Below are 13,543 nucleotides of genomic sequence, written 5' to 3'. Positions count from 1 at the left end.
TCAATTTGATAATCTGATAATTTTAACTAAAAAACTTACTGCCTTAAACAATAAATAAGCTAATTCATACATTATCTAATTATCTAATTGTGTCAATTATCTAATTGATTTTATTCTTGAAAAAAGCTGTCAACAACTGAAACATTTATTAAATTTGTTCGACAAACTATTTTACAAGCTGCAAAAATAGGGTATTTTAAAATATGGCGAAAGTAAAATATTATTACGACTCAGAAAATCTGGCTTATACGAAAATAAAAACCAGAAAAAGAATCAAAATCGGTTATGCATTACTGTTTTTGCTGGCTGCGGCGCTCTTTGGATTTTTCATTTTTGTACTTTTAATTAACACTCCTTACTTCGAAACGCCAAAAGACCGTTTACAGGCACGTGAAATTGAAAATTTAAAATTGCAATATGCTATTTTGAATAAAAAAATGGATGAAATTGATGCTGTCACCGAGGCACTTGAAGACAGAGATAACAATATTTACAGAGTTTATTTTAATAAAGCAGAAATTCCGGATTCTATTAGAAAAGCGGGTTTTAGAGATATCAACAGATATAAGGATTTGGAAGGCTACAACAATTCGCAATTGGTATTAAATACAACAAAACGAATTGATAAACTTTCAAAACAATTGGCAATTCAGTCAAAATCATTAGACGAAATTTTGAAACTGGCGAGCGTAAAAGGAAATCTGTTGCTGGCAATTCCTGCCATTCAGCCAGTTCGAAATGAAAACTTAAGACGTGTCGCGTCAGGTTTTGGATATAGAATTGACCCTTTCACGAAAGTGAGAAAAATGCACAACGGAATGGACTTCACAGCCCCTACAGGCACTCCTGTCTATGCAACCGGTGATGGTGTTGTCGCAAGAGCCGATGACGCAGCTTCGGGATTTGGAAATCATGTTGTGATCAGGCATGGTTTTGGATATGAGAGTTTGTACGCACATTTAAGCAAATACAATTGCAGAGCCGGACAACATGTTAAAAGAGGCGATATTGTTGGATTTGTTGGAAGCACAGGAAGATCTGAAGGACCACATTGTCATTATGAAGTACATAAAGATGGAAAAGTCGTGAATCCGCTTAATTTTTATTACGGAAATATCTCGGCGGTTGAATACGTTGCTATTTCACATATGGCAAATCAGGAAAACCAGTCATTAGATTAATACTATAAAAAGTAGTAATTTTGGAATAAATAAGAAAAATAAGAATCATGCACATTGAACTTTCTAAAGATAAAAGATATTACAGCATTGGCGAAGTTGCCAAGGCTTTTAATGTCAACGCGTCTTTGATACGTTTTTGGGACAGCGAATTTGACATTTTGAAACCTAAAAAAAATGCCAAAGGCAACAGAATGTTTACGCCGGAAGATGTTACCAACCTGCAATTGATTTATCATTTAGTTAAAGAACGTGGTTTTACGCTTGAAGGTGCCAAAACGCATTTGAAGGAAGGACAAAAGAAAACATTAGATAAATTCGAAATAATACGTAAATTAGAGACCATAAAAACACAATTAACAGAAATTAAAAACGAATTATAATAATATCAAAAACTAGAAATAAACTTAAATCAGAACAAACATGAAAAAATGGTTAATCCCCGTAGGAATTATAATAGCCTTAATTGCTATAATTGCTTTTTGGTCAATCGGAATTAAAAATACTGGTTTGCAAAAAAATCAAGCAGTTAATAAGGAATGGGGAAATGTGAGTACTACTTACCAAAGAAGAAATGACCTTATCGGAAACTTAGTTAACACAGTTAAAGGTGCTGCAGATTTCGAAAAATCAACATTGACAGCTGTAATTGAGGCTCGTGCAAAAGCTACTTCCGTGACAATCGACCCAAGTAATGTCACTCCTGAACAATTGGCTCAATACAATCAGGCTCAAAGTGGCGTATCTTCATCTTTGTCAAGATTGTTAGTTTCTGTTGAACAATATCCGACTTTAAAAGCAAACGAAAACTTCCTGAAATTACAAGACGAATTGGCAAGTACAGAAAATCAAATTTTAACAGCCAGAACTCGTTTTAACGAAGCTGTACAAGATTACAATGGTTATGTTCTTGCAATTCCAAACAGTTGGTTTTTAAGTTACAAAGAAAAACCATACTTTGAAGCTGTTGCAGGTGCTGAAAAACCAGTTGAAGTAAAATTCTAAAAAAAATATTTTTGGTTAATGATTCAGGTTTAGCCTGAAATCTAATATCTGAAATCTAAACTCTAAAATAATTTCAATGTCAAAAGTAGAAGATTTTTTATCCAAAGAAGAAGAACAAGAAATTGTTGAAGCTATTCGCGTGGCCGAAAAAAATACTTCTGGCGAAATTAGAGTACATATAGAAAAAACAACTTCTAAAGTTCCTTTTGACAGGGCTTTAGAAGTTTTTCATGAATTAAAAATGAATGAAACCCAACTTCAAAACGGTGTTTTATTTTATTTTGCCATCGAAGATAAAAGCTTTGCTATTTGTGGAGACAAAGGCATTAACGATGTTGTTGCAGCAGACTTTTGGGATTGTACCAAAGATAAAATGGTGGAACAATTTAAAGCAGGAAATTTTAAACAAGGAATTGTCGACGGTATTTTGAACGCCGGCGAACAATTAAAAAAGAACTTCCCGTGGTCTGAAGGTGACACAAACGAATTATCAAACGAAATTTCAAAAGGTTAAATGATGAAAAATTCCAACAATACAATTTTAAATTCCAACGGAATTTTTCAGTTTACTTTTTTATTTATCGCATTTTTTGTCTGCAATAGTATTTTTGCTCAATTTACTATTCCCGAAAAACCAAGTTTTCAGACTTCAGTTTACGATTATGCAAATATTTTAAGTGCATCAGAAAAAACACAGCTTGAAGAAAAACTGGTTCGTTATTCAGATTCTACCACAACTCAAATTGTCGTTATTACAATCGAAAGTTTAAAAGGTGAAGATGTAAGCCAGCTCGCTACAAAATGGGGACAAACCTGGGGAATTGGCGGAACAAAGCAAGATGATAATGGTGTCATTATTTTATTGGCCAAAAACGAGAAAAAAATTGCTATTAATCCGGGATATGGTGTTGAAGATCGTTTGACAGCCGGAATTGGAGGAACAATCATCAGAAATATTATTATTCCCGAATTTAAAGCAGGAAGTTTTTACAACGGTCTTGACAAGGGAACTGATGCTATAATTGATGTTTTTAAAGGAAAATTTAAAGGCGAAAGAAAACAAGCTTCTAAAGGAAACAATTTCCCGATACTTCCTTTTATTGTTATTGTCGTAATTGTATTAATTTTGATGTTCCGAAATAAAGGCGGAGGAGGAAATTCAGGCAATAATAACGGCGGAGGACCAAGTTTAATGGATGTAATTCTTTTAAGCAGTCTTGGCAGAAGCAGCGGCGGATTTGGCGGTTTCGGCGGAGGATCATCCGGAGGTGGTTTTGGCGGCGGAGGCGGTGGCTTCGGCGGAGGTTTTGGCGGTGGCGGATTCTCTGGTGGAGGTTCTAGCGGAAGCTGGTAAACTGTTTTTTGTTTCAAGTTTTTTTGTTTCAAGTTTCAGGTTTAAAAATTCATAATTAATTTTACAATTCATAATTAAAAAAGATGTTATCACATAAAGCAAAATACGCCCTTAAGGCCTTACTTTATTTAGCAGAACAAGACGAAAATCACATTTCCAGAACTGTGGAAATTGCTGAGGGAGCTAACATTCCTAAAAAGTTTTTAGAGCAAATTTTATTGGATCTAAAACGCGGACGTTTTGTGAGCAGTAAGCAGGGAAAATTCGGTGGATATTATCTGATAAAATCAAAAAATGAAATTACTCTGGCAGAAATTCACCGTTTATTTGACGGTGCAATTGCACTTTTGCCTTGCGCTTCTTTAAACTTTTACGAACCTTGTTCTGACTGCAAAACTGAGTCAGAATGCAGCTTACACCATGGTTTAGTGCTCATTAGAGACAAAACTTTGAAAGCCATGGAAGGGATCACAATAGCTTCATTAGTAAAGAAATAAAAAAATATTTTCTAATTCCTAGTAAATCTATAGAATTTACATATATTTGCAAAAAAAATAGTAACCAATTACAAAATTTTAACCAATGAAAGTAAATTACAATCGATCAGCTGTAACTGAAAATCTTTTGCAAAGAAACCAAAATAGTTCATTCACAATTGTGGAAAGTATTTCGTGTATGATGTGTATGTGTTGTTAAAAAAAATTTATTTTAAACTCTACTAATCACATATACTTAATATAAAAATGAAAACTATATATAAAATATCACTTACAAGCATTTTTTTACTTTTAGCCTTCACAACATCTTATGCACAAAATATTGAAGGCATCGTTAACACAAACGAAAACATTCCATTAGAAGCTGCAAATGTTGTTATAAAAGGAACAACCTCAAGCACTACTACAGATCAAAACGGAAAGTTTAGTATAGATTCTAAAGGAAAACTTCCTATTACACTTTTAGTTCAGTACGTAGGCTATAAAACTACAGAAATAGAAATTACAGCATTACCAACAGCGCCTTTACAATTAGTTATTCGCGAAGAAAATGAGCTTATTGAAGTTGTTGTTTCTTCCAGACGCCGTATCGAAAAAGTTCAGGATGTACCAATTGCGGTTTCTGTTATAACGGGAAAACAAGCAGAACAAACCGGAGCTTTTAACGTAAATCGTATTAAAGAATTGGTTCCTTCTGTTCAATTATATTCTTCAAACCCAAGAAATACGGGTATCAACATTCGTAGTCTTGGATCTCCTTTCGGGCTTACAAATGACGGAATCGATCCTGGTGTTGGTTTTTATGTAGACGGTGTTTATTACGCACGCCCGGCGGCAACAACACTTGATTTTATCGATGTTGAGCAAATTGAAGTTTTGCGCGGACCACAAGGATCTTTGTTTGGAAAAAATACTACTTCGGGAGCATTTAATATTACAACCCGTAAACCAAGTTTTACTTCTGGTGCTGATTTTGAAGTGAGTTATGGAAACTATTCTTTTCTTCAGGCTAAAGCATCTGTCACAGGAGCTTTAGGTAAAAAAGTAGCAGGACGTTTATCTTTTTCAGGAACACAACGTGACGGTTTAATTGATAATGTTGCTACAGGAAGAGCTACTAATACATTAAACAATCAGGGAATTAGAGGACAATTGCTTTGGACTCCAACTGTAAATACAAACATTATATTGGCTGCTGATATTACAACACAGCGTCCTGACGGATATGCTCAGGTGGTTGCTGGCGTTGCGCCAACACAAAGAGCCGCTTATCGTCAGTTTGATGCTATTATTGCCGATTTAAATTACCAATTGCCAAGCAGAAATGCATTTGACCGCAAAATTGACCAAGATACTCCATGGCGTTCTAATCAGGACATGGGAGGAATATCTCTTAATATTGATACTAAAATTGGAGGCGGAACTCTTACTTCAACGACTGCATGGAGATTCTGGAATTGGGATCCGTCAAACGACAGGGATTTTACAGGATTACAGGTATTGGCAAAATCTCAAAACCCTACAAGACAAACTCAAATTACACAAGAAGTTCGTTATGCAGGTCAGTTAACATCAAGAATAAGTGGTGTTGCAGGTGTATTTTTTATCGATCAGACCTCTCAAACAGATGGTACTGAAGAATCTGGAGATGCACAATGGCGATTTGCACAAAGTTCAACAAGTGCCTTATGGAAAACTCCAGGACTTTTTGAAGGATACGGAATAAAAACTGATGCCAATATCAGAGCATCAAGTGCTGCAGTATTTGGTCAGATTGACTGGGCTATTACAGACCGTTTGCATATTTTACCAGGTGTGAGATATAATTTTGACAAAAAAGATGCTCATTATGCCCGTACAACTTACGGAGGTTTACAGACGACAGATCCTGCTTTACTTGCATTAAAAAAACAAGTGTATTCTGATCAGGCATTTGATTCAAGCACAGACAATACAGATTTTTCAGGAAACATAACTGTATCTTTTAAAGCATCGGATAAAATTAATGCTTATGCAACTTATGCAAAAAGTTACAAACCTGTTGGAGTAAATGTAGCCGGACTTCCAACAAATTCTGCTGGTGCGCCATTACTGGAACTTGCTGTTATTAAACCGGAAAAAGTAAATCATTATGAAGTTGGAGTAAAAACTTCACCATTCAAAAATTCAATCTTCAATTTAACGTTTTTTCAAACAGAAATTAAAGATTTTCAAACCAACGTTCAGGCAGCTGAATTAGGTGTAAATCGCGGTTATCTTGCTAACGCAGATAAAGTTGAAGTTAAAGGCGCAGAATTAGATGCAAGCTTTGTTGTAAGTCCGCATTTAACGATAAACGGAGCAGCAACTTATACAGATGCTAAATACGTTAAATTTACAAACGCGCCACTTCCATTAGAAGAAACCGGAGCTCCGATTTCCTTTAAAGATGTATCCGGATCAGCTTTACCGGGTGCTTCAAGATGGGCAGGATCTTTAGGAGGTGAACTTTCTAACAATGCAAAATTCTTTGGAAATGCAGGAAAAGTATTCTTAGGGGTAGATTCTTATGCTCGTTCTGAATTCTCATCAAGCCCTTCTGCTTCAAAATATTTAGTTGTTCCGGGATATGCTATTTTTAATGCTCGTTTAGGTTTCCGTGCATCGCAGGGATTATCTGTTCACTTCTGGGGTCGTAACCTTTTAAACAAAGATTATTACGAACAATTATTACCAGCAGGTGGAAATACAGGACAATACGCAGCTGTACTGGGAGATCAGAGAACTTATGGTATTACTTTAAAATATTCACTATAAAATTGAGTTAATTTAGATAGTTGAAGCGAGATAGATTTTAAAATTTATCTCGCTTTTTTTATGCTTCAATTTTTACAAAATCACAAAATTGAAAAGAAAACCAATTTAAAAGTCAATATATTATCTCATAAATCAATTCTCATTTGTATATATTCGCAGCTTGGATTTATATAAATGAAAATTCTGAGGATATTATTCGTTTTTACTTTTTTGACTCAAATTGGCTTTGCTCAAACCAAAAGAAATTTTGATCAGCAAACACTGACCTGGATTCGGTATTATAATATTTTGCCTTTAACCGAAAAGTGGGCGTTACATTCTGAATTTGATAATCGTAGTTTTATAAATCCTGTTCATGAAAATCTTTTTGTTATAAGAATTCAGGGAAGATATCGCGCCACAAAACTTGTAGATTTAGGTGGTGGATTTGCTTATTTTAATGTCAATACTCAAGATCCGCACGTTGATCCTAATTATTCCGTTCCCGAATATCGAGTTCAGCAGGATATTACTTTAATTAATGATATTGCAAAAATTACTTTTCACAATCGTTTTCAACTAGAAGAACGTTTTATACAGAAAGCAACTAAAACAGAATTACTTGATGATTTTTCTTTTGCTTTTAGGTTCAGATACCGGTTACAATCGACTTTTGATCTTTGGAAAAAAGAAAAACGAAGTTTAAAAGGCACTCTTTCTGATGAAGTTTTATTCAATTTCGGAAAAGACAATAAAAGAAACACTTTCGATCAAAACAGAATTTACGCGGCTTTACGTTATCATTTCAATCCCAATATTGGTTTAGAATTAGGGTATCTAAAAAGCCTACAACGACGTGCCAGTGGTGTCGATTTTTATGATCGGGATATTATTCGTTTTACGGTTTATCACAGAATTGATTTTAGATTTTAGATTTTAGATTTTAGATTTTAGATTTTAGATTTTAGATTTTAGATTTTAGATTTTAGATTTTAGATTAAAAAAAAGTCCGAAATCAAAATTGATTTCGGACTTTTTTTAATCTTTGTTCCTTTGCCACTTTGCACCTATGAACCTAAACCTTAAAATCTTAGAATCTTAGAATCTTAGAACCTCAGCAACTTAGAATCTTAAAAAAACTAATCCCTTTCTCTTCTTTTTCCACCCTTCTCTGCTCCTTTAAAATTTCCAATTTTATAAGCCAGAGAAAACATCACATAACGTTTTAAAACGGTGTTTTCTTCATCACGAATGGATGTTGCAGAAATGGTTCTTGTGGCACTTAGATTCTGATTTAAAACGTCGTATACTTTTACTTTTGCGTATAGTTTTTTATCCAAAAATCCATAAGACAAACTCGTATTCCACAGATAAAAATCTTTCTTGAAATCATCAGAAATATTTGAATTATAGGTATATCCAAAATCATTTCCAAAAATTAAATTCTCCGGCCAATAAGTCGTTGTTTGCAAATTGATTCTGTGAACCACATTTGAAGTCGCATCTCTTGAATAATTCTCATATTTTGACTGATTGTATGATAAATTATAAGATGGTGCAATGGTTAATATTTCTCCGTAATCGTATGACAAATATACTTTTGGTGTAATTGATGTCGATTTTGCGTTGTATAAAACGGCATTTGTAAATCCTTTATCAAAAGTATAACCAGCGTTTAATCCTAATCCGTATCTTAAAGTATGTGCACCACTTTTTACAGATTGATTCCAGTTTGCGCCAATCGACGCGTTGTAAACTCCCGAAATATTTACATAAGTTGTCGTTCTTTTTCCGCTATCGTCATATAGTGAAGTCGATACAATATCATTATCATAATAATCTCCCTTTACATATAAACTGTAACCGGAACGCGAGCGGAAATCATAATTTTTAAAATTAAAGCTTACACTGTTTTTTTCAATTGGTTTCAAATCCGGATTTCCAACAATTGTATTCAAAGGATTATTAAGATTTATAACCGGCATTAACTGAGTTGCAGATGGCAGTGCATTTGAATAATCGTATTTGAAAGATAAATTTTTAGAACGACTAAACTTGTACCTCAGCAATGCAGTCGCAAAAGGCAATGCATACTTTTTATTTAAATCTGTGGCATTATTTAGATATACGGAATGATTGTCAAAATTTATAATCGAAGTTCGGCTGTCAAGATTCAGGGTAAATTTGTTCTTTTGCAGCGTAACTCCAACTTTTGGCGTAACCGAATTTTGTATTGAACTCGTATAGTTACTCAAAGCCAGATTCAAATCTGTATATTCTTGTGTAGCAGGATCAAAATTAAATGTTCTTTCGTCATTTGCAGAACTTTTCCAATCAAAATCAGATCCAAATCTAACTCTTAATGAATCAGTTATAGGCTCTGTATATTCTAAATCTGCTGAATAAGAATCGCTGCTGCTTCTTTTTTTTGTATTTTGATTTCTTTCGTCATTTGGTTGATTGTCCTGATAAAAAATCGTCTCCGAAAGATTTCTTACATTTCCATCAGTACTTGTATTATTATTAGACAAAACGAAACTTAAATTTCTTGACTTTTTTTCAAAAGCTTTATTAAAATTGATGGTATTCCCAAAATTAAAATTAGTACTTTCTGAATATGAATTTGCATTACTTTCATTTAAAGCATTTCCGTTTTCATCTTCAGAAAAACTCGAAGAACTTGAGTTGCTATTGGTGCGGGATTGATTGAGTCTTGGCGCAATTACAATTCGCATTGTTGGATCAATTTTATATTCTAGCTCAAAATTAACGTTGTTTCCTGTACTTTCATTTTTCGATTTAGAATCGGCGGTTGTAATAATATTTCCGGTTGGCAAAAAACTAAGCTGATTTGATTTACTATCGTTTTTATTAACTGTATTAGAGAAATTATAACTTCCCATAGCGAGCAAATCCTTTGTCCAGTCATCAGAATAATTTAAGCCTACTAAATTAGATTGCGTAATTCCTTTTCCGCCAGAGCCGGAACCTCCGCTTTTGCTATTACTATTTCGTCCACCAGCCATATTATCAAAAACATCATCCATAGAAAATCCTGTAGAATTGATGTTATTGGATGAAGCTAACAAACTAATTTTCTGTTTATTATTAAAGAAATTCAAATTGACGTTTGCCTCATATCGGTCATCAGATCCGTAACCTCCCATTACTTTTCCAAAGTAACCTTTGTTTTTCTTTTCGTCAATCGTAATATTAATACTCGAAAAATCCGAAGTTGATTCCTGTTTAGAAAGCTCTTCTTTTTTTGTTTTAAAATCAGAAACCTGAATTTTCTTGATAATATCTGCAGGCAAATTTTTGATTGCTATGGCTCCGTCTTTATCAAAAAACGTTTTCCCATTTACTAAAACCTGATTGACCTCTCGCCCATTTACCGTAATTTTTCCGTCGTTGTCAACATCAAATCCGGGCAATTGTTTCAATAATGTCTCTACATTAGAATCCGGGCGGACTTTATAAGAAGAAGCATTAAATTCCAGTGTATCTTTTTTGATGGTTATTGGTGCCGCTTCTGATTTTATAATAACCTCATTTAGGGCATTTACATTTTCGATTAAATATACTTTACCAAAATCCTTACTTTCTGTGAGCCCTTTGTACTCTTCATAATAAGTTTGGTATCCCATATAATTCACCTTTAAAAACACAGGCTTATCATATTTTTTAATGTTCATCGCAAAATTTCCGTTCTTGTCTGTTGTAGCATATTCAATAACAGTAGAATCTTTTACAGTAGTAAAGTAAACAGTTGACATTTCCAGTGGCAATTGCGTATTAACATCAAGAACAGTCCCTCTAACGGTAATGTCGTTTTGAGCATTTGCAGTAAAAACAAAAAGGAAAAAAAGTGCTAAAAAAGAATAAATTTTGGTCATAAAAAATTGGTTAGTTTTAGTTAGACTACAAAAAAACAAAAAGGTTTAATTGTAGTTTTCACATTTATTCAAATAGTGTGCCATTAAAAATAATTACTCATAAAAAAGTCCCCAAATTTGGGGACTTTTTATTTTATTTCTCTCTGATATAAATATCGATTGGCACTCCCGAAAAATCCCAATTTTCTCTAATTTTATTTTCCAGATAACGTTTATAAGGTTCTTTTACATATTGTGGCATATTAGCAAAAAACACAAACTGAGGTGTTAAAGTTGGCAATTGCATGCAATATTTAATTTTTACATATTTACCTTTTGTCGCTGGCGGCGGATAAGCTTCGATAACTTTCAACATAAATTCGTTGAATTTTGAAGTAGGAATTCTTTGTTTTCTGTTTTCAAAAACCTGAACTGTAGCTTCCAATGCTTTCAATAAACGTTGTTTCGTTAAAGCCGAAACAAACAAAATTGGCACATCTGTAAAAGGCATTAGTTCTTTTTTAATTTTCTCTTCGTAATCACGAGTCGACATGGTATCTTTTTCAACCAAATCCCATTTGTTTACTAAGATCACAACACCTTTACGGTTTTTCTCTGCCAGCCAAAAAATACTTTGATCCTGACCTTCAAATCCGCGGGTTGCATCGATAACCAATATACAAATATCTGCATGCTCAATCGCACGAACTGAACGCATTACAGAATAAAATTCTAAATCTTCCTTAACCTTAGCCTTACGACGGATTCCCGCAGTATCTACTAAATTAAATTCAAAACCAAAACGGTCAAATTTTGTATCAATTGCATCACGAGTCGTACCTGCAATATCGGTTACCATGAAACGTTCTTTACCAATTAAAGCATTGATAAAACTAGATTTACCTGCATTAGGACGTCCTACAACAGCAAAACGAGGCAAAACCACTTCTTCCTGAACTGGTTCTGGTTTTACCGGGAAAGACTCGATTAAAGCATCTAATAAATCTCCGGTTCCACTTCCTGAAATACTTGCAAAAGTAAAATAATCTCCTAAACCAAGATTATAAAACTCAAGAGCATCTTTCTCACGCATTGCGTTATCTACCTTATTTACAGCCAATAAAACCGGTTTTGTTACCTTACGCAATAAGCGCGCAACAACATCATCCATTGGCGTAATTCCTTCTTCTACATCAACCACAAAAATAATAACATCAGCTTCGTCGATAGCAAGCTCTACTTGTTTGCGAATTTCACCTTCAAATACGTCATCAGATCCGCGAACATATCCGCCGGTATCAATTACAGAAAACTCTTTTCCGTTCCACTCGCTTTTACCATAGTTTCTATCACGGGTAACCCCAGATACAGAATCTACAATAGCTTCTCTTCTTTGTATCAGCCTATTAAAAAGGGTCGATTTCCCTACATTAGGTCTTCCTACTATCGCAACAATGTTATTCATTTTTTTTAATTTTAGATTTCAGATTTTCAGATTTTAGATTCTGCTTTTGACAAAATCATATTAAATTGTAAATCCAAAATGCTGTATTTTAATTTTTTGCAAAGGTAGTTAAAAAAAGTTGCTGAGAGGCTAAGTTTCTAAGTACCTAAGTTTTTTATTATTTTTCCTGTTATATAAGGAGTATTTTCAGGAGCTATTTCCTGCTATCCGTTTCAATCTTTTGTTCCGCTAAAGCTTCACAAAAGGATTTCCACTGCTATCAGGGCTAGGGCTTCAAGGTATCAAGAACTTTTACGTTTTTCGATTAAACAAATCAACGATTAACCGATTCAACAAAAATTACTGGTTATACCCGAAACGCTTCAACATATTCGCGTTGCTTCTCCAGTTTTTATTTACTTTTACGACAAGTTCAATATGAATTTGTTTCCCAAAGAATTTCTCCAGATCAGCACGAGCTTCAGTTCCAACTTTTTTCAAAGCAGCACCTTTATGTCCAATAATGATTCCTTTTTGAGTTTCACGTTCTACCATAATGATTGAACGGATTCTAATTATATTTTCATCCTCGAAAAATTCTTCTGTAACAATTTCGACCGCATACGGAATTTCTTTGCTGTAATTCAACAAGATTTTTTCACGAATGGTTTCGTTTACGAAAAAACGCTCTGGTTTGTCTGTTAACTGATCTTTTGGATAATAGGCAGGAGATTCCGGCAACAATTCGATGATTCTTCCAAAAACTTCCGGTACATTAAAATTCTGTAAAGCCGAGATTGGGAAAATTTCTGCATTTGGCACTTTTGCTGTCCAAAAAGCCACTTGTTCCTCTAATTGTTCCTGATTTGAGTTGTCGATTTTATTCAACAGCAACAAAACCGGAATTTTAGCGTGAATGATTTTATTAAAGAAAGCTTCGTCTTTTAAGTCCTGCTCCCCTATTTCGACCATGTAAATCAAAATATCAGCATCTTCAAAAGCCGATTTCACAAAATTCATCATCGACTCCTGCATTTCGTAAGCCGGTTTGATGATTCCGGGAGTATCCGATAATATAAGTTGAAAATCTTCGCCATTTACGATTCCAAGAATACGGTGACGAGTTGTTTGTGCTTTTGATGTAATGATTGATAATCTTTCTCCAACAAAGGCGTTCATCAACGTTGATTTTCCAACGTTTGGATTCCCGATGATGTTTACAAAACCTGCTTTATGTGACATTTGTGAATTATTTATTTTGCAAAGGTAGTCATATCAACTCAATACAGAAAATAAAACATTTTTTAAAGTTTTCGTTGGATTTATCAAAAAACGGCGTATCTTTGCACCCGAAACATCGCGGGATAGAGCAGTAGGCAGCTCGTCGGGCTCATAACCCGAAGGTCACAGGTTCG

The 13,543-nt window shown here is 34.2% G+C and carries 11 protein-coding genes; 8 read left to right on the top strand and 3 right to left on the bottom strand.

Annotation, left to right across the window (positions count from 1 at the left end; genetic code table 11):
• Window positions 1-203: 203 nt before the first annotated feature.
• The 8 genes from AC4FQ3_RS19745 to AC4FQ3_RS19710 all read left to right on the top strand — a co-directional run bounded on the left by AC4FQ3_RS19745 (window position 204) and on the right by AC4FQ3_RS19710 (window position 7,742).
• A complete protein-coding gene (locus tag AC4FQ3_RS19745; RefSeq protein ID WP_073397228.1) occupies window positions 204-1,181 on the top strand; it encodes a M23 family metallopeptidase in 978 nt (325 codons plus the stop codon).
• A 47-nt stretch (window positions 1,182-1,228) separates the two neighbouring features.
• Window positions 1,229-1,561, top strand: a complete 333-nt coding sequence (locus AC4FQ3_RS19740; protein ID WP_042563965.1) for a MerR family transcriptional regulator — start codon at window positions 1,229-1,231, stop codon at window positions 1,559-1,561.
• Between the two features lie 40 nt (window positions 1,562-1,601).
• The gene (locus tag AC4FQ3_RS19735) at window positions 1,602-2,183 is read left to right on the top strand and encodes a LemA family protein (RefSeq protein ID WP_042563964.1); all 582 of its coding nucleotides are present in this window, start codon (window positions 1,602-1,604) and stop codon (window positions 2,181-2,183) included.
• Window positions 2,184-2,259: 76 nt separating this feature from the next.
• Window positions 2,260-2,697 carry a TPM domain-containing protein gene (locus AC4FQ3_RS19730; protein ID WP_042563963.1) on the top strand — a complete coding sequence of 146 codons (438 nt, stop codon included), beginning with the start codon at window positions 2,260-2,262 and terminating at the stop codon, window positions 2,695-2,697.
• 3 nt (window positions 2,698-2,700) lie between these two features.
• Window positions 2,701-3,537 (top strand): TPM domain-containing protein, encoded by an 837-nt coding sequence (locus AC4FQ3_RS19725; protein ID WP_042564072.1) that lies wholly within the window; start codon window positions 2,701-2,703, stop codon window positions 3,535-3,537.
• 83 nt (window positions 3,538-3,620) lie between these two features.
• Window positions 3,621-4,034, top strand: coding sequence for an RrF2 family transcriptional regulator (locus AC4FQ3_RS19720; protein WP_042563962.1), 414 nt, complete (start codon window positions 3,621-3,623; stop codon window positions 4,032-4,034).
• A 246-nt stretch (window positions 4,035-4,280) separates the two neighbouring features.
• On the top strand, window positions 4,281-6,830 hold the full coding sequence (locus AC4FQ3_RS19715) for a TonB-dependent receptor (protein WP_491182999.1): 2,550 nt from the start codon (window positions 4,281-4,283) through the stop codon (window positions 6,828-6,830).
• 174 nt (window positions 6,831-7,004) lie between these two features.
• Complete coding sequence (locus tag AC4FQ3_RS19710) at window positions 7,005-7,742, top strand: DUF2490 domain-containing protein (protein WP_491182998.1); 738 nt, start codon at window positions 7,005-7,007, stop codon at window positions 7,740-7,742.
• Between the two features lie 206 nt (window positions 7,743-7,948).
• On the opposite strand, the gene AC4FQ3_RS19705 is transcribed toward AC4FQ3_RS19710, so the two are convergent.
• The 3 genes from AC4FQ3_RS19705 to era form a co-directional block, all read right to left on the bottom strand.
• Window positions 7,949-10,705, bottom strand: a complete 2,757-nt coding sequence (locus tag AC4FQ3_RS19705; RefSeq protein WP_491182997.1) for an outer membrane beta-barrel protein — start codon at window positions 10,703-10,705, stop codon at window positions 7,949-7,951.
• A 133-nt stretch (window positions 10,706-10,838) separates the two neighbouring features.
• A complete protein-coding gene (gene der, locus AC4FQ3_RS19700) occupies window positions 10,839-12,149 on the bottom strand; it encodes a ribosome biogenesis GTPase Der (protein WP_042563958.1) in 1,311 nt (436 codons plus the stop codon).
• Window positions 12,150-12,488: 339 nt separating this feature from the next.
• Window positions 12,489-13,370: a GTPase Era gene (gene era, locus AC4FQ3_RS19695; protein WP_491182996.1), complete on the bottom strand. Its 882-nt coding sequence runs from the start codon at window positions 13,368-13,370 to the stop codon at window positions 12,489-12,491.
• Window positions 13,371-13,543 lie beyond the last annotated feature (173 nt).

It is taken from the genome of Flavobacterium sp. AK-345, assembly GCF_058310175.1.
The sequence above is the reverse complement of the archived record's forward strand: the minus strand, read 5'-3'. Positions and strand labels throughout refer to the sequence as shown.